Consider the following 25,356-nt stretch of genomic DNA (forward strand, 5'->3'; position numbering starts at 1 on the left):
AAAGGGGAGTTCCCTTATGGCTAAAATGATGACAAAACGACTATCAGGCATTGCTGCTTCCCCCGGCATTGCGATAGCGAAAGCTTTTCGGTTGAACAATGATCATTACGTACCTGCCCGTGAGAAGGTGGCAGATGCTCTTATAGAAGTAGAACGTTTCCGTAAAGCTGTTGAAGAAGCGAGACTAGAGTTAGAAGAGATTAAAGATTTGACTGAACAGCGCATGGGTGCAGCGAAAGCTGAAATTTTCGAAGCACATTTGATGCTTTTGGAAGATCCCGATTATATCGATGCTATTATCGAGGGCATTGAAGACGAAGGCTTGAATGCTGAATTTAAGCTGCATGAAGTTGCGAGCAGCTTCATCGAAGTGCTTAGCTCTATGGATAACGAGCTGCTCCGGGAACGCGCTAGTGACGTGCGTGACGTCACCGGACGGATCATGAGCCGGCTTCGCGGTGTCTCCTATGCGGCGATTGCGGCCATCAACGAGCCGTGCATTTTGATCGCGGAAGATTTGACGCCGTCCGATACCGCCCAATTAAATCTCGATTATGTGCTTGGCTTTGTAACGGAGATCGGCAGCCGTACTTCTCATTCCGCGATCATGGCTCGCTCGCTTGAGGTGCCAGCTATTGTTGGAGCAGGAGCAGCGGCCGCGGAAATCAAAACAGGCACAATGATTATTATGGATGCCGTAGAGGGCGCCGTACTCATCGCTCCAAACGATGAAGAGATGGAGACCTACAAAGCTCGTAAAGCAGCATACGACCAACGAAGATTCGAACTGCGCAAGCTATTGGATCAACCTACGATCTCAGCAGACGGGCGCCGCGTAGAATTGGCTGCCAACATCGGCAGTGTGGAAGATTTGCAAAAGGTTTTAGCTAACGGTGCGGAAGGTATCGGTTTGTTTAGGACGGAATTCCTTTATATGGGGCGCAGCTCTCTGCCTAGTGAAGAAGAACAATTCCAGGTCTATAAGCATGTATTGGAGCGAATGGACAATAAGCCTGTCGTCATACGAACACTCGATATAGGGGGAGATAAAGAACTGCCATATATGAAGCTCCCTGTTGAAAGCAATCCATTCCTAGGCTTGCGCGCGGTGCGTTTATGTCTGAGCAAGCAGGATCTGTTTCGTACACAGCTAAGGGCGCTTCTGAGAGCAAGCAGTTATGGAAAATTGAAAATCATGTTCCCTATGATTGCCGTTGTAGATGAGCTGCTGGCTGCCAAACAATTGCTTCAAGAAGAGAAAGAGAAGCTAGTTCAAGAAGGCATTGCCGTGCCCTCTAATATAGAGGTCGGTATTATGATTGAAGTGCCGGCGGCAGCGTTAGCTGCGGATTTCTTGGCGAAAGAGGCCGATTTCTTCAGTATTGGAACGAATGATCTTATCCAATATACAATGGCAGCTGATCGGATGAATGAAACCGTTTCTTACTTATACCAACCTTGCCATCCATCTATATTACGATTAATTCAAATGGTTATTCAGGCAGCTGCGAAAGAAGGGAAATGGGTTGGCATGTGTGGAGAAATGGCCGGTGACGAAACGGCCATACCGATTCTTCTCGGCATGGGACTCCATGAGTTCAGCATGAGTGCCAGCTCGATTTTGCCAGCGAGAGCTTTAATTAAACAAACCTCACATAGGGAGTGGGCGGGCTACACGGAGCAGATTTTATCCATGAGCAGTCAGGCCCTAATTAAACAATTCGTAGAACAGAAAACAAGGAGTGACTTGAAATGATATCTCAAACCTTTACTGTCTTAAATCCTTCCGGCTTTCACGCCCGTCCGACGAAAGTATTCGTTCAGAAGGTTGGCACCTTCCCATGCAAAGTGAATGTGATCAAAGGCGAAAAGAAGGTCAACGGCAAAAGCTCGCTTAGCATGCTCACACTTGGCATTCAACAGAATGACGAAGTCACTTTGGAAGTGGACGGCGAGCAAGAGGAACAAGCGATCAAAGAGCTAGGGGAGCTGCTGACTCACATCTTCGAAGAATAAGCGAATGACAACCCAGTTCAATTCAATTGAAAAAGCCAGCAGGTTAGTGCCGATAATCATGGCACTTAACTGCTGGCTTGTTTAATTAGTTACGAACGTACCATTCACCAGATACCCAATCGGTTGTTTTCCAACGCAGCACATCAGGGGTGGCGAGATGAGCAATTTCTTTGAGGAACTCAAGCTGCTCAAGCTCAGTCATAGGCTTGAAGCTTTTAGCAATGGCCAGATTTTGTTCCAGCTGCGCCATGGATTCCATGCCGACAATCGCCGTAGATATTGGCAGCGAGAACGTATATTGGAGCGCTTTCTCGTACCAGGGAGCCAGCTTACCGAGCGCCATAACCTTCATGCCAATGACAGCGACACCTTTCTCGTTCGCTTTAGGTAAAAACTCATGAGCGAAGCTGTAAATGAGATGATCCGCTGCAGATAAAGCTACAAGAGCGCTGTCAAAAGGGAACCGTTCAATCGCTTCCAGCTGAACTCTAGGGTTCGTGTGACCGCTGATCGAGATATGCTTGATGATCCCTTGTTCCTTCGCCTCAAGAAGCGCTTCTAACGCTCCGCCTTTGGCGAAGCACTTATCGAGCTCCTCCATTGTCATGATATTATGCAATCGCCATTCTTCAACGTGATCCGTTTGCAGTCGCTTCAGACTTGCTTCCAGCAGCTTCAGGGAACCGTCTCTTGTTCGATCATGCGTTTTGGTAGCAATCCATACGTCATTCCTTCGTCCATCGCGTGCTAATGCTTTACCAAGTCGTTCCTCGGATTGCCCATCCGAGTAGCTTGGTGCTGTATCGAAATAGGTGATTCCTTCGTCAATCGCACGATTGACAATTTGAATCGCTTCCTCTTCCGTACATTGGTGTTCGTCGACAATGCGCTGAGCACCAAAGCTCAGGACAGGAAATGGCTGGCCGGTCGAACCAAACGAACGTTTCTCCACATGATTCACTCCTCGTATGTAAGATGGCGACTTTCATTCTTTCCTATCGTTTCCAAAAGGGATACCTGGTCATACCAAATTGTATTATGAAACATGTTTCCTTCCTACTGATATCGGTTCAAGCAGGAATTAGTTCTCCTCAAGTATAAAATAAGTAAGAGAAGGACGCTAGCATTCGTCAAATTGCTAGCATATTCACAAAAAAAACATGACTTTAGTCCTAGTTTTCGACAAAAAATGATGTATAATAATAAATAAACTTATTATATGTACATATATAACTTTCTTGTTGAATTATTGGAGGGTCAATGACATTTGAACGCTTAAAGCCTTATGACAGCCCAGGATTTCATCTTTGGCAGGTTACGAATCTATGGCAAAAAAATCTTCGTCATGCCCTGCATGAGTTGGATCTTACGCATGTTCAATTTATTTTGCTAGCCACCACAGAGTGGTTAAATTCTCAGTCCCCTTTAGGGGATGTGACACAGGTTCAAATTGCCATGCATGCGCACATTGATCCCATGATGGCCTCACAAGTACTTCGTAGCTTAGAAAAGAAAGGGTTCCTCATTCGCAAGGAACATCCCACGGACACTAGAGCCAAGTCAATCTCTTTAACTCCAGCTGGAGAGAGTTTGATATCCAAGGCCTTAGACATTGTCGAGCAAGCCGATCGCCGTTTTTTTTCTAAACTGGGGGAAGAACAGGAAACGCTGGCAAGCTTGTTGAGATCCTTAGGGAGCTTGACAACTCACGAAAATTAGATCATAGGGAGAGGTGCCTTGAATATGGAGAAGTCATCACTAATCGGAATCGTTTTAGCTTTTATATCCATTGGTGTGGGTATGGTATTGAAAGGGGCAAGCCTGGTAGCACTGTTGAATCCAGCAGCTGCCTTAATTATTTTCGGAGGTACAGCATCGGCCTTATTTATCGCTTTTTCAATGGATGAAATAAAGAAGATTCCGACCTTATTGAAAATTATTTTTACCGAACAGAAATTAATGCCTAAAAAAGAGCTGATTGAGACATTCATCGACTGGGTGTCCATTACACGCCGTGAAGGATTACTTTCCTTGGAGAAGCAAGCAGAAGAGCTGTCAGACCCTTTTATGAAAAGCGGCATGCGCCTGATTATTGATGGGAATGACGCAGATTTTGTACGTGACGTATTGCTCGAAGATATTGCTGAAATGGAATCAAGACATAAGAAATTTGCAGGTATTTTTACGCAAGCTGGTACATATGCACCGACACTCGGCGTACTTGGCGCGGTTGTTGGACTCATCGCAGCTCTTGGTAATTTGAGTGAAGTAGAGAAACTAGGCCATCTGATTTCAGCGGCATTCGTTGCAACGATGTTCGGGATTTTCCTTGGTTACGTTATTTTTCACCCATTCGCAAATAAGCTGAAGCAGAAGTCTAAGAAAGAAGTTGAAATTAAGCTAATGATCGTAGAGGGGTTGCTCTCCATTCAATCCGGTGTATCTGCCAATTCCGTGAAGCAAAAAATGATGATCTTCGTTGCCAATAATGAACGTGCGTCGTATGACGAAGATTCGAAGGAGGCCGCTACACAGTGAGTAAAAAGAAGAAGCATGAGGATCATGAAGAACATATTGATGAAACCTGGCTCATTCCCTATGCGGATTTGCTTACCTTGCTTCTAGCCCTCTTTATCATTCTGTTTGCATCCAGTCAGTTGGATTCTAAGAAATACGACTCGATTATGCGGTCCTTGAATAATGCCTTTACCGGAGGGGAAGCGCCCTTCGCCATGTCAAATTTGATTCCGATTGATGATGCGGCGAATTCTACGAAAAATAATTACAAGAACCAGAATCCGCCAACGAAAGAAGAAAGTAAAACCGACAGCCAGCTGGCTGCTAAGCTGCAGAAGGAAGAGAAGGATCTCAAAGAATTAAAGCAAAGCATGGATGCTTACATTAAAGAAAACAACATGAGTGAGCAGCTAACCACGAAGCTGGATAATGAGAAGCTGACCATTACGATTAGTGACCGTGCACTGTTCGATTCAGGGTCGGCTATAATTAAACAGGAATCACAAAAGCTGGCTGTTTCGATGTCTAATCTGCTGGGTAGTTATCCAGGATATGAGGTTCAAGTCGCAGGTCATACGGATAATATCCCGATTCACCGGGCTGACTTTGAAACGAACTGGGATCTAAGCGCCAAGCGTGCGGTCAATTTTATGAAAATACTTCTGAATAACAGTAAAATTGAGCCTGCTTCCTACTCTTCAGTCGGATTCGGTGAATACCGGCCGATTTCAGAAAATGATACAACGGAAGGTAGAGCCAAGAACCGCCGAGTTGAAGTGAGCATCTTGCGCAACATTAAAGCGACGGATGAGATTGCGAAATAAGAGTAATTATCAATGAAGACTAATTAGGCTAAGAGTCGCTAGACTCTGGCCTTTTTTTGTTCAAAAACACATTTGATATCGAGAAGTACGGATTAATTTAACAGCGAAATGGGGATAGTAAAATGGAATTTGTATTGATGAGGAGAGGTTTACATGGAGCCAACAGAACATACATATGAGCATACGTATATCCCGTTAACTACATTATCCAGCGGTGAAGGCAAGGAGATAGCCATTGATATATATGGTTACTGCATTCAGATCGTGAATATTTGTTTCATTGGCAATCCAACAAGCAAGGATAAAGAATGGTTTTTAGTTGACGCTGGTATGCCGCAATCGGCAGATGAGATCATTCGTGTCGCTGAGGAGCGTTTTGGAGCACATAAGAAGCCTACGGCGATCATTTTGACGCATGGACATTTCGACCATGTCGGGGCCATTGAGAGTCTTTTGGAATACTGGGATGTTCCGGTATATGCGCATGAGTTGGAAATCCCTTATTTGACGGGAAAATCCAATTATCCAAAAGGGGATTCTACGGTAAATGGCGGGCTTGTTAGCGAGCTATCGCCACTATTTCCAAACCACGGTATTAACATAGGTAATCATGTACATCCTTTGCCCGCTAAGGGTATCGTTCCTGGACTGACAGGATGGCAATGGATTCATACGCCGGGACACACACCAGGACACATTTCTCTTTTTCGCGCCAAAGATGGTTCATTAATAGCAGGAGATGCCTTCGTTACCGTTAAGCAAGAGTCGCTTTACAAGGTGTTCACGCAAGAACAAGAAATAAGCGGACCGCCAAAGTATTTCACGACAGACTGGCAAGCAGCTGGCGATTCGGTTAGAAAGCTTCGAGATTTACATCCATCTTTAGCGCTAACGGGACATGGAAAACCGATGAACGGTGAAGAACTCAGTCGCGAATTAGGTCGTCTGGCGGAGGATTTCGAGAAGATAGCGATTCCGGAGGAAGGTCGGTTTGTGCATTAGGCTGCATGAATGTATGTCTTCAAAAGTATGGGGCTATCCCAAAAGCCGTGAAAATGGCTGAGGGAAGCCCCACATTATTTTTTATCTGTGTAAATGTAATATTAGGCTTGATATAGGGTATGGGGGTATGGTATATTCAAAATGTGAGGAGGTAATGTTAATGGAACAACATGATAAACAAGAATTACATGAGGACAGCTGCCATTCGGGCAGTGCTCGAAAAAGTCATCATTCTGATAAAACAAAAAACAATTTGATTTCTAGGCTCAATCGCATCGAAGGCCAAATTCGCGGTGTGAAAGGTCTTATTGAGAAGGATACGTATTGTGACGATGTGTTAAATCAAATCGCCGCGGTTCAATCAGCTTTAAACGGTGTTGGGAAACTGCTTCTCGAGCATCATCTAAACAGCTGTGTGATCGAACGCATTCAAGAAGGCGATAATGAGGTTATCAAAGAACTCATGATTACCATGAATAAATTAATGAAATAATAAAGGAGAGATTAGATATGCAAACAGTTACTCTTAAAGTTGAAGGTATGTCCTGCGGTCATTGTGTAAACTCCGTTGAAGGCGCAGTTAAGAAACTTGGAGCTTCCGGCAAAGTTGATTTGAGCGGTGGTTCCGTTACTGTAGATTTCGATGCGTCTAAAGTTTCTTTGGATGCTATTAAAGAAGCAATTGAAGATCAAGGCTATGACGTTGCGAAATAAGATAAATGAGCCGCTGCATGCGGCTCCAGTGTAACACCTATTTTTTTTCAAAAAAATATACCCCATAGGGGTATTTGTGGCAGGGGGAAATGAAATGGCGAAACAATTAGAGCAGCAACAGGCAAGTCTGCAAATTGCTGGCATGACTTGTGCGGCATGCGCGAACCGGATCGAAAAAGGCTTGAAAAAATTAGAAGGTGTTTCAGATGCCAATGTAAATTTTGCCCTCGAGAAGGCATCTGTGATTTATAATCCGACTCAAATCAGCGTATCTGCCATGGAAGAAAAAATACTGGATCTGGGTTACAGCACCGTAAAGGATGCAGTTGATTTTAATATCGTTGGCATGACCTGCGCAGCATGCGCTACACGTATTGAAAAAGGCTTAAATAAAATGCCAGGTGTTAGCAAAGCAACTGTTAACCTTGCATTAGAAACTGCCCATGTTGAGTTTAGCGCTGTCGAAGTGTCAGTAAGTGATATGGTTAATAAAGTTGATCAACTGGGATACAAAGCCATACGTAAAGAGGAGGCGGAAGCTAAAGGCGATTATAAACAAAAGGAGATACATCAAAAGAAAATACAGTTAGTGGTATCGGCAATCCTTTCGCTACCGCTTCTATGGGCCATGGTGAGCCACTTTACATTTACATCATGGATTTACTTGCCAGAATTCATGATGAATCCTTGGGTACAGCTTGTGCTGGCCACACCGGTACAGTTTATTATCGGTCGTCAATTTTATGTAGGAGCATACAAAGCCCTTCGTAATAAAAGCGCCAATATGGATGTACTTGTTTCTCTCGGAACATCAGCCGCGTACTTCTATAGTTTATACCTAACGCTTCAGTGGGCAACTTCTGCTGATGTCCACAACCATGCGCCAGATATGTATTACGAAACAAGCGCAATACTTATTACTTTGATTATCTTAGGGAAGTTATTTGAAGTGTTGGCAAAAGGGAGAACTTCTGAAGCCATCAAGAAATTGATGGGGCTCCAAGCGAAAACAGCATTAGTCATTCGAAATGGTGAAGAAATGGCTATACCGGTTGAGGAAGTTGTCATGGGAGACATTGTTCTTGTAAAACCGGGTGAGAAAATCCCAGTCGACGGTGTAGTTGTAGACGGTTTGTCCGCTGTTGATGAATCCATGCTTACTGGGGAAAGTATCCCAGTCGAGAAGAAAGCTAGTGACGCGGTTATTGGCGCTACAATTAATAAAAACGGAAGCTTAAAAATAAAAGCAACCCGTGTTGGGAAAGAGACAGCTCTCGCTCAAATTATCAAAGTTGTAGAAGAAGCCCAAGGCTCTAAAGCGCCTATTCAGCGTATCGCTGACGTGATTTCGGGTATCTTTGTCCCGATTGTTGTAGGAATTGCTATTGTAACCTTTCTGATTTGGTATATCTGGGTTGCTTCTGGTGAGTTTGCAACTGCGCTGGAAAAGGCTATTGCTGTCCTTGTCATTGCTTGCCCTTGTGCTTTAGGTCTTGCAACACCAACATCGATTATGGCCGGATCCGGCCGCGCGGCGGAATTTGGCATCCTATTTAAGGGCGGGGAACATTTAGAATCGATGCAAAAAGTGCAAACCATCGTGCTTGATAAAACGGGTACGGTAACGAAAGGCAAACCGGAACTTACAGACGTTAAAATTGAAAACATGGATGAAGAAGATACAATCCTTAGATTAATCGGCTCTGCCGAAAAACAATCTGAGCACCCGCTTGCTGAGGCGATTGTTGATGGGATTGTTGCTAAGGGTATCCTACTTACCGCTACTGAGCAGTTTGAAGCCATTCCCGGTTACGGCATTCGAGCCATCGTAGAAGGCAGGGAAGTGCTGGTTGGAACCCGTAAGCTCATGCAGCGTAAAACCATCGACTTCGGTAAAGCAGATACGGCTATGGAAAAGCTCGAATCCGAAGGTAAAACCGCTATGCTCGTAGCGGTGGATAACAAGTACGCAGGTATGGTAGCCGTAGCGGATACGATCAAGGACACATCGAAAGAAGCGGTCTCTCGTTTAAAACAAATGGGCATCGAAGTCATTATGATGACAGGTGACAACAATCGGACAGCGCATGCTATCGCGCAGCAAGTTGGTATTGATCATGTTCTTGCTGAGGTGCTTCCGGAAGGTAAAGCTGAGGAAGTGAAGAAGCTTCAAGGGCAAGGAAAAATAGTGGCGATGGTTGGCGATGGTATCAACGATGCTCCTGCTCTTGCGACTGCAGACGTCGGCATAGCGATTGGGACCGGCACTGACATTGCGATGGAAGCAGCAGACGTAACACTGATGCGCGGAGAACTTACAAGCATTACAGATGCCATTTATATGAGCCGTAAAACGATGACGAATATTAAACAAAACCTATTTTGGGCACTCGGTTACAATACGCTCGGGATTCCGATTGCGGCACTTGGCCTTTTAGCACCCTGGGTAGCCGGTGCTGCTATGGCACTAAGCTCGGTATCCGTTGTGTTAAACGCCTTACGCTTGCAACGCATGAAGTTATAATCGGCATACATGGGAGGGGGGAAAAGGCTTCGGCAAATTTTTTTTGCTGAAGCTCTTTTAATAAAGGCGTTTAAACCATAAGCAATTACTTAATCAAAATTAATTGATTAAGTAATTGCTTTTTAGCTTGTAATGTTATATATTGTTAATAAATCAAAAATAATTGATTAATAAAGCGGGTGAAATAAGTGAAAACAATCATTCCATTACAAACGATACATGCAAAATCCACACCAGACGATTCTTTTTTTGAAACGTATGAAGCAAAATTTAAAGCACTAGCAGATCACAAAAGACTACAGATCATGTATGAGTTAACACAGCGGGGAAAAACCTGCGTATGTGACCTTTGTGATATCTTTGATATGGCTCAGTCTAAACTGTCTTATCATTTGAAAATTCTTTTGGATGCGAAAATGATCACCAAAGAGATCATTGGTACTTGGAGTTACTACGAGATAAACAACTCTGAAGTAAACGGATTACTCTCAGCTGATCTTTGCTGCATATTTAGACCTACTCGTTCTTAATTTTTTTATTTTTAACATCAATTTTTTTTGATTAATAAATCAATTTAATTTGATTAATCAGTCTATAGCATGATATTGAGAGGGAGGTATATGCAATGAATGATAATAAGTTACCTGTGGCTATCATAGGTGGAGGGCCTGTTGGCCTTGCCGCGGCAGCACAGCTAGTTATGAGAGAGGAACCATTTGTTTTGTTTGAGGCGGGGGAAGAAGTGGGGGCTAATGTACGCAGCTGGGCTCATGTTCGAATGTTTTCCTCTTGGGAATACAATATGGATAAAGCTGCTAAGCAATTGCTTATTTCTCATGGTTGGCAAGTCCCGAATCCTTTAGGAATCCCTTCAGGACAAGAGATGATTGATAAATACTTCAATCCTTTTGCTGAATTGCCTGAAATCAAACCTTATCTATACTTAAATACTAAAGTTATTGCTGTTAGCCGTAAAGGTCTGAGCAAAGTGAAAACACATGGCCGTAAAGATCTTCCGTTTGTCCTGCATGTTGAGAAAAATGGGGAACGAATCCTTATTGAGGCTAAGGCTGTTATTGATGCATCCGGTACCTGGTCGAACCCGAATCCCATAATATCAGAAGGGATATGGACGACAGAAGAGCAGGCTTTAAATAAGCAAATTTACTATGGAATACCTGATGTTCTGGGTAAGCATAAGGAACGATATAGCGGCAAAAAAGTTATTGTTGTGGGGAGCGGTCACTCTGCAATCAATACCTTATTAGAATTAGGTAAACTGAAGGAACAAGTTCGAAGCACAGAAATCGTTTGGATTTTAAGGAAATCTAGGCTAGATGATGTTTATGGCGGTCAGGAGCAGGATCAACTTCCTGCAAGAGGAGAACTTGGTACGCGTATTCAAAAGCTAGTTGATTCAGGAAAAGTTAAGGTTCTGACGCCATTCCACATTCAAGAATTGAAACAGGAAAAAGATAAAATGGTTGTGATTGGCTCTTTAAACGGTTTATTGGTTCATCTAGATGCTGTCGATGAAATCGTGTCGAATACGGGTTCTCGTCCAGATCTGTCTTTTTTACGAGAAGTTAGAGTAATTGCCGACCCAACATTGGAAAGTGTTATGGAGTTAGCGCCATTGATCGATCCAAATGTTCATAGTTGCGGTACGGTAAGACCGCATGGCGAGAAGGAGCTGCGTCAACCTGAAAAGGATTTCTACATTGTTGGTTCCAAAAGTTATGGAAGAGCACCAACATTCCTAATGGCAACAGGATATGAACAAGTTAGATCCGTCGTAGCTGCTCTTGTCGGGGATCTGGCAGCAGCTGAACGAGTTGAGCTGGAACTGCCGGAAACGGGCGTTTGCGGTATCGGGACCCAAGAATGTTGCGGACCTTCACCAGTTGAGAAATCGGAGGCAGTGGTAAAATCATCTTGCTGCGGTTAACGGTTATACCAGTGTCGTCTTAGGTATAATAGGTTCGCTTTTGTTGTATTTCTCGAAATTAAAATCCCTCTAGGCTTCCAATTAGAAGTAGAGGGATTTTGGTGATAGCTATTATTTTCCTACGAGAACAAGCATTTTGTTCTCTTTCCTAGATTCACCTTTGTCCAGGTCATCCTGTGGTGTTTCCGTTGTTGAGTTATCTTGTTCCTTTTGAAACGAATCCATTTGATTATCTTCAAAAACCTCGAAGTGCACTTCATTCCTGACTTGAATAGGCTCCGATTGAAGATCAAATATTTCCTGATGATTTTCCATAGCACTCTCACCAATCTGGAATTTGCTAATCTCAGCAAATAACTGCTGAGAAAGAACAAGGATATCATCCGACTCTTCAGCAATTCGGCGGATGGATGCATCCTGCTGAATCGAGGTTGAGCTTACTTCCTCGACACCAGCAGCTGTTTCTTGCGCGATGGCTGCTACGAACTGAACGGAATTTACTAATCTGTCATTTTTGGATTGTACGTGCTCAATTTTTATATGGATTTGTTCAATTTGCCCGATAATACCCTTCATCGATTGTTCGATGCCTTCGAAAGAACCAAGTGTGTCTGTTACCCGATGGTTTTGTGCAACCGCAGATTCGCGAGCTTCGATCAGTGAGCTCTGTAATTCTTTGATTTGCTTCTGAAGCGCTTGAATGATGCCGCCGATTGTCTTGGAGGAATCATTCGTCTGCTGTGAAAGCTGACGCACTTCATCTGCAATCACAGAGAAGCCGCGGCCGTTTGCGCCGGCTCTTGCCGCTTCAATCGCAGCGTTCAAAGCAAGCACGTTCGTCTGTGTAGAAATTTCCGTGATCGAATGAATAATAGCGCCAATTTGCTTGGAGCTGTCAGACAAGGTCTTCATGGCAGCATCGACCTTCTGCAGGACAGCCTGGGACTGGTCAGACGATGACTTCAGCGCCCTTACGGATGCTGTCCCTTGTAATGTACCGGACGCTGCCTCTTCACTGGTACGCTTCATTTCATATGTATAAGCGGTTATTTCACGAATCTCCGCTTCCAATTCTGCAATGATCATCGAGCTTTGCTCCGTTTTCATGGCTTGCTCATCAGCACCGGTCGATATCTCTGTAATTGCCTTCAAGATATCTGTGTTGGCCGATGCCGTAAGCTTAGAAAAGCGGTGAAACTCATGGGAGTGCTCGGATAGTGACGATGCAATCTGCATCGCAGCATTCAGCATCTTGCGAACTTGAATGATCATATGGTCGAAACTGTTACTTAGCTTACCTAACTCATCTCTGGATGTAGAATTTATCGTATGGGACAAATCTCCTGCGGCAATAAGCGACACGGCATTTTGTAAAATTTGAATAGGCCTTGTGAAGGAGCTAATGATTAGAAAAGCGATAATAATGGTTACAATAACGACAATTGCGAATGCAATCAACATGACTCTACTGCTATCATTAAGTGCTTTCGTTGAGCTGGCAATTGCTTGTTCAGCTGACTCTGCATAAGTTACATAGAATTTATCAACAAGTTCAAAAATCTTATCCTTCAGTTCCTGAGACTCATTATATAGGTAGAGAAGGTTAATTTGCAGATCCGTCGGCTTCAAGTTAGGATCCTGGACCATTTTGCTGGCAGAATCGAAGTTATTTATGTAATCAACAGATAATTGAATTAATTGGCTTCGCCACTTCTTTTGATCAGCAGTTGAAGCCGTATCTCCAATCTTTTGAATGAAATCATTGTAGGGCTTTCGCTTTGCATTGTATTTTGCGATGTATTCCGGTTTCTTGGAAATCTCCAGCCCTGAGGCAATGATGTTCATTTCCTGTACCATATTTTTAAGCTCTAGAGCTAGCACCTTAAGCTCGACTTTATCGTTCTGGTCCGTCATATGGTTCTTGATTTGATTGACTTGATTCAGATTAAACAAAGCAACGGAAAGGAAAATGAGAAGCACTCCGCTGAAACTGGCAATTAATTTTAATCGCATGGTCATATTGATTTTGATCTTCTTCATAAGTCATTCCTCCTATATATTACTTGACAATATTCGACTGTTTTCGTATTGATACTTATTAATATAGGTTGCTTCTATTAACTAAAGCATCTAACTATGTTAAAGAAATGTAAATTTACCCAAATTTTTAACGAATGAAAGAAGAATTAAAAGTTTTACATTACGTTTACGTTTCGTGGGTTTGGATTTTACATTCGGTTGTTAAGATAGGGAAGTAAGTTAGTTCGACAGACAACAAAGTGGAATCGAGACTAACATAACAAGTAACATACAAATCAAAGGAGGACATGCTAACTATGTTTAAGTTCATGTCGAAAAAAGGAATTACATTCACACTTTCCGCGGTATTAATGATGGGGTCATTGGTTGGTTGCGGCGCAAAAACAGATACTAAAAATGCTGCTTCTCCAACACCTGCTGCTAGTGCAGCTGCTTCAGCTGCTCCAACAAAAACAGAACTAAGCGGTACGGTTACTGCTTCAGGTTCAAGCGCGCTTCTTCCATTAGTTAAACAAGCAGCTACTGAGTTTATGGAAAAAAATCCAAAGGTAACGATCAACGTTACTGCAGGCGGATCAGGCACAGGAATTAAAAACGTAGCGGACGGTACTTCAGACATCGGTAACTCCGACGTTGAGCCAGCTGCTGAATATAAAGATAAAGGTCTTGTTGACCACCAAGTAGCGATTGCTCCATTCGCATTGATCGTAAACAAAGATGTAAAAGTTGATAATGTTACAAAACAACAAGCAGCAGACATTTACATGGGTAAAGTTACGAACTGGAAAGAAGTTGGCGGCAATGATGCGAAAATCGTTCTTGTTCACCGTCCAGACAGCTCAGGTTCCCGTACATTAGTTAAACAAATCATTCTTGATGGCAAAGAGTTCACGAAAGATGGTATTACACAAGAAAACAGCGGTGCAATGAAAACAGCTGTTGCTGGTCAGTCCAGCTCCATTGGTTATGTTGATACGCCTTACGTTGATGATACTGTAAAAGCATTGAAAATTGATAATGTAGCGTTCTCCGAGGACAACATCAAAAACGGTACTTACAAATTGTTTGGTGTTGAGCATATGTACACGAAAGGTGAAGCGAAAGATCCTGCTAAAGCATTCATCGCTTACATCTCAAGCAAAGAATTCCAAGGTAAACAAGTTCGTGACTTGAAATTCTTACCTGCTGATTTGCTTAAAAAATAATAAATAGAACAAACTAAGAGCGCTGGCATCCTATGCCGCGCTCTTTTTTAATTTGAAACGTGAAACTTTTACATTCCCTTAACAATTCTTTGACGATCCAATTACAATCATGCTCTATCATTAAAGTAATGTGATTTAAGAGAAAGGGGAATTATCCATTGAATTCCGTAGCAGACAAACTAACGAACGCGAAATCAGACGAAAGCCGTCCAATCGTCACGAAATGGACCCAAGGACAACATAGACAAGATAACATCATGAGGTGGGTGTTTGTTGGAAGTGCTGCCCTAGTGTCTGCCATCATTTTTTCTATCATTGTTTTCGTGGGGATGCAGGGGATTAAGACTTTCCAAGGAGTCAGTCCTTTAGAATTTTTCTTTTCAACGGATTGGACGCCAGGTCAAAATAAATTCGGAGCTCTTCCATTTTTATACAGCACGCTGCTCATGACATTGGTTTCGGTTGTGTTTTCAGTGCCGCTTGCTTTGTCAGGGGCATTATTCATGGCTAAAATTGCGCCGAAATGGATGCGTGAAATCATGCGTCCTGCGACGGATCTATTCGTAGGTATCCCTTCGGTTGTTTATGGCCTAATCGGCTTGACGGTTATCGTTCCTGCACTCGGTAAAATTACAGGCGGGGTAGGTTACGGTATTTTACCAGCTTCCATCATTCTCGCTATCATGATCTTACCAACCATTCTCTCGATCTCAGAAGATGCTATCCGCGCATTGCCGAGTCGTCTGGAGGAAGCATCACTGGCATTAGGAGCAACACGTTGGCAAACTATGTGGCGGGTCCTTTTGCCTGCAGCTAGACCTGGTATTCTAACAGCAATCATCCTTGGCATGGGGCGTGCAATCGGGGAAACGATGGCTGTATTCATGGTTATTGGTAACTCTCCGCAAATGCCGAAATCACTCCTTGACTCAACCACGGTATTAACGACCGCGATTGTGAAGGATATGGGGAATACGAATTACGGCAGCACTTGGAATAATGCGCTCTATTTAATGGCGCTTCTTTTACTCGTGATCTCCTTGTCCTTAATTCTTATAATCCGTATCGTAGCCAAAAGGAGTGAACTTAAATGAAAAGCAAAACAACGGATCGTTTGGCCACGTTGTACTTCTGGGCATCGGGCATTGTTATTATATTGATTCTAGCTTGGTTTTTATTTCGAATATTAGGTGATGGTGTTCCACATCTATCATGGAATTTCATCTTTGGGAAGTCTGAGGAGATCAAAGCTGGCGGCGGTGTAGGTCCGCAATTGTTCAACTCCTTCTATGTCCTATTCTTATCTCTGGTGATATCCATTCCAATCGGTTTATTTTCGGGGATATACTTGGCAATTTACGCACAAAAAAATTGGTTTACTGATCTCGTGCGTATCTCGGTTGAAGCCCTAGCTTCTGTTCCTTCTATCGTATTTGGTTTGTTCGGGTTCTTACTATTTGCCAATTTGTTAGGTCTGAAGTTTTCCATTATTGGTGGGGCCGCGACAGTCGCCCTGCTTAATTTACCCGTTATGGTAAGGGTCACAGAGGTGGCTATCCGAACAGTTCCTGAATCTTATTGGGAGGCAAGTCTTGCCCTTGGCTCAACCAGATGGCAGGCCATTCGCAAAGTGCTCATCCCTGCGTCGCTGCCAAGCTTAATTACGGGGATTACTTTGATTGCAGGACGCGCGTTAGGCGAATCTGCCATTCTCATTTACACGGCCGGCTTATCGGTTTCTCGCTTCTTTCCGGATTTCAATCCACTGAAGATGGGGGAGACGCTATCCGTTCATCTGTGGTACGTTGGCGCTGAAGCGTTAGTTCCAGATGCCAAGGAGATTGCTAAAGGAAGCGCCGCGCTGCTCCTGATCGTTGTACTCATCTTTAACCTGCTTGTCAGTATTCCAAGCCGAATTTTACAAAAAAGACTTTCCGGGGGGAAATAAATCGTGGCGACCAAGCATAAGATTAAAGCGGACAAATTAAATTTATTTTACGGAGATAATCATGCTCTCCACGATATTGAATTAGCCATTGAAACGGGTACAATCGCCGCTTTGATCGGTCCTTCAGGCTGTGGGAAATCCACCTTCCTGCGCACCTTGAACCGTATGAATGATCTCATTGATAGTGTACGTATTACTGGAAAAGTTGCCGTTGATGGTCACAATATCTATGATTCCGATTCCGATGTTGTTTCACTGCGTAAGCGCGTAGGGATGGTATTTCAACGTCCAAATCCATTTCCCATGAGCATCTATGACAACATTGCCTATGGCCCTCGCATTCATGGAACTAAGAAGAAAGCGGTCCTAGACGAAATCGTAGAGCGCAGTCTTGTACAAGCAGCTTTGTGGGATGAAGTAAAGGATCGATTGCATAAATCTGCTCTAGGGCTGTCCGGTGGACAACAGCAGCGTTTATGTATCGCCCGGTTACTAGCTGTTGAACCCGACGTACTTCTTATGGATGAGCCTACATCAGCGTTAGATCCAATCTCAACGCTCAAAGTTGAAGAGTTGACACAAACACTGAAAGAGAAATATACCATCATTATCGTTACGCACAACATGCAGCAGGCGGCAAGGATTTCGGATATGACCTCCTTCTTCCTCAATGGATACTTAGTGGAAACGGACAAGACGGATAAAATTTTCACCAATCCGAATGATCAACGTACGGAAGATTACATTACGGGAAGATTCGGTTAACTACAACTGAGGGGAGAGACGTAAAATGGACGCAAGACCTGGGTTTCATCAATCATTGTCAGTTTTGCAAAGTGAATTGCAGGATATGGGGGAAAGAGTTAAGGATTTGATTCTTAATTCCGTAGAGTCGTTGGCCAAGTTCGATGAGAATATGGCACGGCAAGTCATTAAGAATGATGATCACATTGATGATTATTTAACGACAATCGATGAGCTTTGCCTTCGATTAATTGCTTTACAACAACCAATGGCAAGTGATCTGCGAATCATTGGAACGGCTATGAAAATCGCTACAGACTTGGAACGAATTGCTGATCATGCCGTAGATATTGCCAAGATTACGATCCGTCTGGCTGGAGAAGAGCTTGTTAAGCCGCTGGAAGTCATTCCTGAAATGGCCGATATTGCCATTGAGATGCTGCATGAGAGCCTCCTTTCTTATACGGAGCGCGATGTTCATAGGGCTGCGTCGCTTGCCGAGAAAGATGACCGTGTGGATAAGCTATACAGCTCGGTCATGCAGGAATTGATGGGGATGATGGGTTCGGATTACAATCGCAACCGTCAGTTGACCCATTTATTGTTTGTTGCCCATTTCTTAGAGCGCGTAGCTGATCACACAACGAATATCGGTGAAGGTGTTATTTATATGGTCACAGGGAAACGCAAAGACTTGAATGTGTAAGTAGATCCAAAAGGGACGCTCCTAAGTCATCATGACTTGTGAGCGTCCCTTTTTCATGTGCGTGCCGCTTTAATCGGAAAACGAATGAGGAAGGTTGTTCCGTTCTCACTTGACTGAACTTCAATCGATGCGTGATGCCTGGCAGCGATGCTGTAGCAAATAGCTAAACCGAGCCCTGTACCTTCATCTTTGGTCGTGAAGAAAGGTCTTCCTAGCTTCTCCAGATGTTCCTCATTAATTCCAATACCTTCATCAGCGATCAGAAGGACAACATGTTCTATCTCGGTATAGGTTTCAATTCTCAGCTTACCACCGAGGCTCATGGCTTCCAGTCCATTCATACACATATTCAAAATGAGTTGACGCATTTCTTTATCGTCGAGTTGAATGACAGGACAATCCTTGAATTGGAAATGAACATGCTTGCCGGACATGACGGCTTCTGCTTGGATGAGGGGGAGGAGCATTTCAATAATACGGTTGATGCTTTCAGGCTTTTGGTGGGACTGTTTATTTTTGGCTAGGGATAAATATTCGGTAATAATTTCGTTCGCTCGGTCCAACTCTTCCAGCATGATAGGGATGTATTCTTTTTGCATATGACGATCGTTCTCGCGAAATAATTGGAGGAAGCCGCGAATAGTCGTCATCGGGTTGCGAATCTCATGGGCAATACCGGCGGCCATTTCCCCAACTAGATTGAGTTGAGCTAGACGAGCCATTTCCGATTCAAATCGCAAGCTTTCCGTGATATCGACGGCAACTTCGAGCAAGCATCTTTCATTTTCTATATCAATGATTTCCGTTGAAAGCAGGGCCGTTCGAATTTCCTTAGACTTGGTTTCGTACTTGACCTTGCAATTATGGATGACATCATTAAAGTCTCTTGAATCACCGACTTCAATTCGTAAGAGATCTAGTGTTGTTCCAATGATTTCATCGCCGTAGCCTGTATATTGTTTCCAGCTTTCATTGATTTCGAGATAGGTGAGGTCTGGTAGGCGGCGAATAGCCATCAAAGAAGGAGAGAGCATGAACATTTTCTTGAAATGTTCCTGTGATTTTATCAGCTTTTCATGGGCATCCACTAATTCGGAGGTTCGCTCTTCCACCCATTGTTCCAAAAGAAAATTTTGCTGCTTTAGTTTCTCTTCCGCTTCAGCTAACTTGCGATTCGTCTCTTCGAGATCTATCGTTCGCTTATGCAGCAGTTCGCTTTGATATTTAATTTTTTGATGATTGAGGTGCATGTTAACGAAGCCATCGACTTTCATTCGCAGCATTTTAGGGTGAATAGGTTTGAATAAATAATCAATAGAGCCCACATGATAGCCCTTCAACACATGCTCGATAGAGGTGCTTAGAGCCGTTAGGAAGATGATGGGAATATCCTGACAAGCTTTCCGCTGCTTGATCAGTTCGGCCGTCTCGAAGCCGCTAAGTCCAGGCATTTGCACATCCATCAAGATGACAGCGATGTGATCAGCGGGTTCTTTTAATAAATATCTTAGAACTTCCTCGCCCGATTGCAGAGAAATAACGTCATAGTTGGAAGAGGCCAGAATGCTATTCAGAGCCAGCAAGTTCTCGTAGCGGTCATCTACCGCCAAGATTTTTACTTGTTGTTCCATTTCAAATCCTTTCCGTGCTTGTACAAGCTTGTACGCACCTAACAATCCATCCCTCTCTTTTTCGGGAAAAAGATTGAATTCCCTCTTTTTTTTTTGAAGTCTTTACATACATTTTACATATGGATAATAAAGCCAGTCATTTGATTTGATAGACTAGAGTAATAAGTATATTCAGGTAAGGGATGATGGACATGGATGCTCAGTCAGAAATGCTGGAACAATTTTATAATATGATAGATAAAGAGTACATTTATTCCGTTTATCAACCTATCATCTCACTGCAGGATGGTCAAGTAATGGGGTATGAAGCGTTAACGCGAGGTCCCAAAGATAGTCCATTTCATTCACCTTTGGCCATGTTTCAATTCGCAGAGCAGCAAGGTGAGCTCTATATGCTTGAGCAGCTTGCTCGTGAACAAGCGATCAAAGGATCCATTTTGGAGCATTCGCAGCAATTGCTTTTTATTAATATTTCATCCCAAGTGCTTTACGATCCGGGTTTTGTTCCTGGTAAAACGCTTGAGATTTTACAGAGATACGGACTCCGCCCAAGCAATGTCGTTTTTGAAATTACGGAAAGAAGTTCGATTGAGGATTTCTCCTTAGCGCAAAAGATTCTGGAGCATTACCGTAAACAAGGTTATCGAATTGCCATAGATGATGCTGGTGCAGGATACTCCTCTCTTCAAGCGATTGCGGAACTTCAACCGGATTTTATTAAAATTGATCGTTCCCTCATAGAAAATATACATAAAAACAAAGTAAAAGAGTATATCCTTGAAACGTTCGTAACTTTTGCCCATAAAATGAACATTTCCCTTATTGCTGAAGGCATTGAACATGCGGATGAACTGACCAAATTAACACGGCTCGGCGTGCATTATGCCCAAGGCTTTTTGCTTGGAAAGCCCAATGAATCTCCCGCGAAGGTGCAGGATATCCATAAAATGTTGATTTGGCAGCATCGCAAAGTACAAGGAGGCAGTATGACTTGGAGCATTGGCGACCTCAAAACGCCTGTGAAAGTGTTTGACAAGAAAAAGCTGATTTCGGAAGTGGCGGATTACTTCAAAAAAAATCAAGAGGCCGTGGGTGCTGTCATCGTGGATGAAGAAGTGCCGGTTGGCCTCATGATGAGAGACCGCTTATTTCAGCAACTAACCGGCCAATACGCCTTCTCCTTGTTCTGGAATCGAACTATTGACAACATCATGGATGAATCGCCACTAATTGTGGACGAGTTCATGCCTGTTGAGGAAGTATCGCAGATGGCTACTTCACGCGCAATCAACCACTTATACGACCTAGTCATCGTTACAAACAATGGCAAGTTGGGAGGAGTAGCCTCCATCAGAACGATTCTTGAGAGTATAACGAATGTACGAATGGAGTCTGCGCGTGTGGCTAATCCACTAACTGGACTGCCAGGGAATTTGCAAATCAATCGCGAATTGAACAAGAGGATAAGTGAGAACAAACCGTTTCATGTGGTTTATGCGGATCTGGATTACTTCAAATGGTTCAATGATCGGTTTGGATTTCAAAAAGGGGATCAACTGATTCAATATACAGCGGATGTTATGCAGCAATCCATTGCGGTTTGCGGGACACCGCATGATTTTGTCGGGCACGTGGGAGGCGATGATTTTATCGCGATCTCTGCCACTTTATCTCCAAAACAACTGTGTCAGGAAATCATTCGCCGCTTTGAACAAGGTGTGCAGATGTTCTATGAGGATGAGGAGTGGGAGTATGTATGGGATCGGAGCGGCAATAAGGTAAAGAGCGAGGGAGTTACGCTTTCGCTCTCTTTAGTCGTCTGTGTCTGCGAATCTCCCATTTCACTCGAACACATTTCCCAAACAGCCGCCTTACTCAAAAAGAAAGCCAAAGCACATCAAGGAAGTATTTATTATTTCGAAAAAATTGGCTGAGGAACTTGAATTAGAAAGTGTGTAACAATTGTTTAAAAGAACGGATAATGATGACCTTCTGTTTGCCGATTCGGCGCTCGGATATTTTCTTGATATTTCCCGGATGTATCCAGATTGCATCCATACCGCTTGACGCGGCCCCCACCACATCATTACGCCACGAATTTCCAACCATAACACTTTGGTTTGAAGCCGTGCTCATCGTCTTTAGGGCTCTCTCAAAGATAGCTGGGTGCGGCTTTCGCGGTCCATCCTTCTCTGAACTAAACAACCGATCTTGATCGAACCACCTCGTTAGTTTCATTTTCTCCAAATTGCTGTGAAGTCTTTTCCGATTTCCGTTACTGATGATAGCCAGTTTATAGTTATGTGATAACGCCTCAAGTGTTTCTTCAACGCCGGGAAAGAGGGCAACGAAGTTGTCTTCCTGTTCTTCTACCTGTTCGAAAAAAGACCGCGTAAAAGCAGGACTGACGTTCACCGGCATAGGCTGAAGAGCTTTGCGTAAACAAATGTGGCGCAGCTCATCAGGGGATATGGGACTCCTTATTGGCGCCTTTCGGTGACGGCTCCACTCCATCTTATAGCTTTGCAGGGCTTCTTGGCTGGTAAAAAGCATTTCGCCCGGATCCCATCTCGCCGTAAAGTCGTTCATGACCTCAAGGAATGCCGAATCAAAGCATTGTCTGCGATCCAGAATCGTATTATTCATATCGAAAAAAATAACCTTTTTGCGTATTGGTGAGAAAAAAGGGCTCATATGGAGAACCTCCTTCTGAAGACCGGCCCATTGAATAATGGATTCCATACATGTTTATGTGCGGAACCGTTTTTTTATTTTAATTTCGTATGCTATGATGAAGGAAGTATGTCAAAAATCGGGGTGCGAACTTATGGATAAGCTTATTATTATTGATGGTAACTCTATCGCGAATCGAGCTTTTTATGCTTTACCTTTGCTCAGTAATTCCAGTGGTTTACACACGAATGCGGTTTATGGATTTACAACGATGCTGCTGAAATTAATAGAAGAAGAAAAGCCTACGCATTTTCTCGTTGCGTTCGACGCGGGGAAAATAACGTTCAGACACAAAGAATATACGGAATATAAGGGTGGACGCGCCAAAACGCCGTCTGAGCTCTCCGAGCAGTTTCCGTTGATCAAAGAGCTGCTTAAAGCTTTCAAGATTCCACAGTTTGAGCTGACAGGCTATGAGGCTGACGATATTATTGGAACCTTGACCAAGGCAGCTGATGAAAGAGGTGAGAAGGTGCTTCTCGTTTCTGGAGATAAGGATATGCTGCAGCTGGCTTCCGAGCATGTGACCGTTGCGATCACACGTAAAGGAATTAGCGAAGTTGATCTTTATAATCCTACAGAAATCAAAGAGAAATACGGCCTCACGCCTGCGCAAATTATCGACCTCAAAGGGTTAATGGGCGATACGTCGGATAATATCCCAGGCATTCCGGGTGTTGGGGAAAAAACGGCACTCAAGATGCTGCATGAATTTGGAACCGTAGAAGAAGTGCTTGCTAATGCATCAAGCCTCAAAGGCAAAATGAAGGAAAAAGTCGAGGAGCATGCGCAAAGTGCTATCATGAGTAAAGAGCTAGCGACCATTTTCCGCGAAGTGCCGATGGAAACGGAGTGGGATGTTTTCCGTTACGATGGCTTTGATGGACAAGCTTTATCCAGTATGTTCCGCAAGCTGGAATTCAAATCCCTCCTGGAGAAGATGGATTTCGGCCCAAGCAGTGTCGATGAGGAACGAGTTGTCGAGAGTTTGGATGCGGTTGTTGTAACGGAAGACAACATGGATGAGTTGATTGGCAAAATAGGCGATAACGCTGCGATCCATGTTGAGGCGATTGGGGAAAATCCCCATCAAGCCGTGATGGTAGGCGTTGTCTGGTTTACGTATGATGGGGAAACGAATACATCATACTTCGTACCCATAGCGCTGCTGAAGTGCGAAGCGGGTGAGCCGCTGCGTACTTGGCTAAGCGATGATTCCAAGAAGAAGCAGCTCTTTGACCAGCATCGTGCCCAGCTGGTGCTGGCTTGGCAAGGCATCGATCTCAGAGGTGTGGATTTCGACGCTCTGCTGGCCGCTTACTTACTCGATCCGACAGAGTCGAATCTCAGCTTGAGCGGCTTGACGGGCAAGTACAGCCTGCCGGGCGTTAAGACCGACGAGGAAGTGTTCGGCAAGGGAGCGAAGTTTCGCTTGCCTGAGCTGGCTGCGCTTAGCGACCACTTGGGTCGCAAAGCGATGGCTATTGCGCGCATCGTGCCGGTGCTGCGCGAAGAGCTGGAGAAGAGCGAGATGCATAGCCTCTTCTACGAGCTGGAGCTGCCTCTCGCGGGCGTGCTCGCGGAGATGGAGCTGCGCGGCATCGCACTCGATGCCGAGGGGCTTAAAGCGTTCGGCGTGGAGCTTGCAAGCAAGCTGGATGCGATCATGACCCGCATCTACACACTCGCCGGCGTAGAGTTTAACATCAACTCGCCGAAGCAGCTTGGCGAGATCTTGTTTGAGAAGCTGGGGCTGCCAGCTTGGAAGAAGACCAAGACCGGCTACTCGACCGATGCCGAGGTGCTTGAGCGCCTTGCACCCTACCATGAAGTCGTAGGGGAGATTTTGAACTACCGTTCGCTAGCGAAGCTGCAATCGACGTACGTCGAGGGGCTGCTCAAAGAGGTGCGGCCGGAGACCGGTAAGGTGCACACCTATTACCGGCAGACGATTGCCGCCACGGGCCGGCTCAGCAGCCAGTTCCCGAACCTCCAGAATATTCCTATTCGTCTGGAGGAAGGCCGTAAGATCCGCAAGGTATTCGTTCCATCCGAGCCTGGATGGTACATTCTTGCTGCGGATTACTCGCAGATCGAGCTGCGCGTGCTTGCGCACATCTCGCAGGATGACAATCTGAAGGAAGCGTTCCTTCAGAATATGGACATCCACACGAAGACGGCTATGGATGTCTTCGGGGTGGAAGAGAGCGCCGTCGACGCGAACATGCGCCGCCAGGCCAAAGCCGTCAACTTCGGGATCGTTTACGGCATCAGCGACTATGGTTTGTCCCAGAACTTAGACATTACCCGCAGGGATGCAGCTCAGTTCATTGAACAGTATTTTGCTGTTTTCCAAGGGGTTCGCAAATATATGGATGAGATCGTGAAGGATGCTCGCAGGGACGGTTATGTCACGACCTTGCTGCAGCGACGCCGCTATCTTCCCGAGATCACGGCATCGAACTTTAATCTGCGTTCCTTCGCCGAACGAACAGCGATGAATACGCCGATACAGGGGACAGCCGCAGATATCATTAAACTAGCCATGGTCCAAATGGCCGACCGTTTGAAACAAGACGGACTCAAGAGCCGCATGCTGCTTCAGGTACACGATGAGCTCGTCTTTGAAGTCCCTGAAGAGGAACTTGAGACCATGCGCAGCTTAGTACCGGAAGTCATGGCTGCAGCGCTTAAGCTGGATGTCCCTCTGAGCGCGGATGTTGACTTCGGACTTACTTGGTACGATGCTAAGTAAGTCATGATCTTTTTGTAAGTGGTTTTCATCACGAGTTTCTGCAATACGG

At 44.4% G+C, this 25,356-nt stretch carries 22 protein-coding genes; 18 read left to right on the forward strand and 4 right to left on the reverse strand.

The window, feature by feature from the left end:
• The first annotated feature begins 28 nt into the window (after nt 1–28).
• Nucleotides 29–1,756, forward strand: a complete 1,728-nt coding sequence (gene ptsP / locus ASD40_RS33260; RefSeq protein WP_057307475.1) for a phosphoenolpyruvate--protein phosphotransferase — start codon at nt 29–31, stop codon at nt 1,754–1,756.
• A complete protein-coding gene (locus ASD40_RS33265) occupies nt 1,753–2,016 on the forward strand; it encodes an HPr family phosphocarrier protein (RefSeq protein WP_057307406.1) in 264 nt (87 codons plus the stop codon). The genes ptsP and ASD40_RS33265 overlap by 4 nt, the downstream gene beginning before the upstream one ends.
• An 85-nt stretch (nt 2,017–2,101) precedes the next feature.
• Here ASD40_RS33265 and ASD40_RS33270 read toward each other — a convergent pair whose 3' ends face one another.
• Complete coding sequence (locus tag ASD40_RS33270) at nt 2,102–2,968, reverse strand: aldo/keto reductase (RefSeq protein WP_057307407.1); 867 nt, start codon at nt 2,966–2,968, stop codon at nt 2,102–2,104.
• 308 nt (nt 2,969–3,276) lie between these two features.
• Here ASD40_RS33270 and ASD40_RS33275 point away from each other — a divergent pair, with 308 nt between their 5' ends.
• From ASD40_RS33275 to ASD40_RS33315, 9 genes are all read left to right on the forward strand, one after another.
• Nucleotides 3,277–3,735, forward strand: a complete 459-nt coding sequence (locus ASD40_RS33275; protein WP_057307408.1) for a MarR family winged helix-turn-helix transcriptional regulator — start codon at nt 3,277–3,279, stop codon at nt 3,733–3,735.
• Nucleotides 3,736–3,759: 24 nt separating this feature from the next.
• Nucleotides 3,760–4,554 carry a flagellar motor stator protein MotA gene (gene motA, locus ASD40_RS33280; protein ID WP_057307409.1) on the forward strand — a complete coding sequence of 265 codons (795 nt, stop codon included), beginning with the start codon at nt 3,760–3,762 and terminating at the stop codon, nt 4,552–4,554.
• Complete coding sequence (motB, locus tag ASD40_RS33285; RefSeq protein WP_057307410.1) at nt 4,551–5,357, forward strand: flagellar motor protein MotB; 807 nt, start codon at nt 4,551–4,553, stop codon at nt 5,355–5,357. Before motA ends, motB begins: the two co-directional genes overlap by 4 nt.
• A gap of 153 nt (nt 5,358–5,510) precedes the next feature.
• The gene (locus tag ASD40_RS33290) at nt 5,511–6,359 is read left to right on the forward strand and encodes an MBL fold metallo-hydrolase (RefSeq protein ID WP_057307411.1); all 849 of its coding nucleotides are present in this window, start codon (nt 5,511–5,513) and stop codon (nt 6,357–6,359) included.
• A gap of 160 nt (nt 6,360–6,519) precedes the next feature.
• Nucleotides 6,520–6,852, forward strand: coding sequence for a metal-sensitive transcriptional regulator (locus tag ASD40_RS33295; protein WP_235549480.1), 333 nt, complete (start codon nt 6,520–6,522; stop codon nt 6,850–6,852).
• A 17-nt stretch (nt 6,853–6,869) separates the two neighbouring features.
• Nucleotides 6,870–7,073, forward strand: a complete 204-nt coding sequence (gene copZ, locus ASD40_RS33300) for a copper chaperone CopZ (protein ID WP_057307413.1) — start codon at nt 6,870–6,872, stop codon at nt 7,071–7,073.
• Between the two features lie 94 nt (nt 7,074–7,167).
• Nucleotides 7,168–9,597: a heavy metal translocating P-type ATPase gene (locus tag ASD40_RS33305; RefSeq protein ID WP_057307414.1), complete on the forward strand. Its 2,430-nt coding sequence runs from the start codon at nt 7,168–7,170 to the stop codon at nt 9,595–9,597.
• 215 nt (nt 9,598–9,812) lie between these two features.
• Nucleotides 9,813–10,127 (forward strand): ArsR/SmtB family transcription factor, encoded by a 315-nt coding sequence (locus ASD40_RS33310; protein WP_057307476.1) that lies wholly within the window; start codon nt 9,813–9,815, stop codon nt 10,125–10,127.
• 95 nt (nt 10,128–10,222) lie between these two features.
• Nucleotides 10,223–11,545: an NAD(P)-binding domain-containing protein gene (locus ASD40_RS33315; RefSeq protein ID WP_063860346.1), complete on the forward strand. Its 1,323-nt coding sequence runs from the start codon at nt 10,223–10,225 to the stop codon at nt 11,543–11,545.
• Between the two features lie 111 nt (nt 11,546–11,656).
• Here ASD40_RS33315 and ASD40_RS33320 read toward each other — a convergent pair whose 3' ends face one another.
• Entirely contained in the window at nt 11,657–13,585 is a 1,929-nt protein-coding gene (locus tag ASD40_RS33320; protein ID WP_057307415.1) for a methyl-accepting chemotaxis protein, read from the reverse strand.
• Nucleotides 13,586–13,881: 296 nt separating this feature from the next.
• Here ASD40_RS33320 and ASD40_RS33325 point away from each other — a divergent pair, with 296 nt between their 5' ends.
• The 5 genes from ASD40_RS33325 (at nt 13,882) to phoU (ending at nt 18,188) form a co-directional block, all read left to right on the forward strand.
• Nucleotides 13,882–14,790 carry a phosphate ABC transporter substrate-binding protein gene (locus ASD40_RS33325; RefSeq protein ID WP_057307416.1) on the forward strand — a complete coding sequence of 303 codons (909 nt, stop codon included), beginning with the start codon at nt 13,882–13,884 and terminating at the stop codon, nt 14,788–14,790.
• A gap of 158 nt (nt 14,791–14,948) precedes the next feature.
• Nucleotides 14,949–15,884 (forward strand): phosphate ABC transporter permease subunit PstC, encoded by a 936-nt coding sequence (gene pstC, locus ASD40_RS33330; RefSeq protein WP_057307417.1) that lies wholly within the window; start codon nt 14,949–14,951, stop codon nt 15,882–15,884.
• Nucleotides 15,881–16,738: a phosphate ABC transporter permease PstA gene (pstA, locus tag ASD40_RS33335; protein ID WP_057307418.1), complete on the forward strand. Its 858-nt coding sequence runs from the start codon at nt 15,881–15,883 to the stop codon at nt 16,736–16,738. Before pstC ends, pstA begins: the two co-directional genes overlap by 4 nt.
• Nucleotides 16,739–17,503, forward strand: coding sequence for a phosphate ABC transporter ATP-binding protein PstB (gene pstB / locus ASD40_RS33340; protein WP_156390264.1), 765 nt, complete (start codon nt 16,739–16,741; stop codon nt 17,501–17,503).
• Nucleotides 17,504–17,528: 25 nt separating this feature from the next.
• On the forward strand, nt 17,529–18,188 hold the full coding sequence (phoU, locus tag ASD40_RS33345; protein WP_057307420.1) for a phosphate signaling complex protein PhoU: 660 nt from the start codon (nt 17,529–17,531) through the stop codon (nt 18,186–18,188).
• A 53-nt stretch (nt 18,189–18,241) separates the two neighbouring features.
• Here phoU and ASD40_RS33350 read toward each other — a convergent pair whose 3' ends face one another.
• Complete coding sequence (locus tag ASD40_RS33350) at nt 18,242–19,819, reverse strand: response regulator (RefSeq protein ID WP_057307477.1); 1,578 nt, start codon at nt 19,817–19,819, stop codon at nt 18,242–18,244.
• Nucleotides 19,820–20,010: 191 nt separating this feature from the next.
• Here ASD40_RS33350 and ASD40_RS33355 point away from each other — a divergent pair, with 191 nt between their 5' ends.
• Nucleotides 20,011–21,753 carry a GGDEF domain-containing protein gene (locus ASD40_RS33355; protein ID WP_057307421.1) on the forward strand — a complete coding sequence of 581 codons (1,743 nt, stop codon included), beginning with the start codon at nt 20,011–20,013 and terminating at the stop codon, nt 21,751–21,753.
• 10 nt (nt 21,754–21,763) lie between these two features.
• Here the strand turns inward: ASD40_RS33355 and ASD40_RS33360 are convergent, their stop codons facing one another.
• On the reverse strand, nt 21,764–22,513 hold the full coding sequence (locus ASD40_RS33360) for an HAD family hydrolase (protein WP_057307422.1): 750 nt from the start codon (nt 22,511–22,513) through the stop codon (nt 21,764–21,766).
• A gap of 133 nt (nt 22,514–22,646) precedes the next feature.
• On the opposite strand from ASD40_RS33360, the gene polA reads away from it, so the two are divergent.
• Entirely contained in the window at nt 22,647–25,307 is a 2,661-nt protein-coding gene (polA, locus tag ASD40_RS33365; protein ID WP_057307478.1) for a DNA polymerase I, read from the forward strand.
• Nucleotides 25,308–25,356 lie beyond the last annotated feature (49 nt).

Source organism: Paenibacillus sp. Root444D2, from assembly GCF_001426375.1.
Classification (GTDB): Bacteria; Bacillota; Bacilli; order Paenibacillales; family NBRC-103111; genus Paenibacillus_E.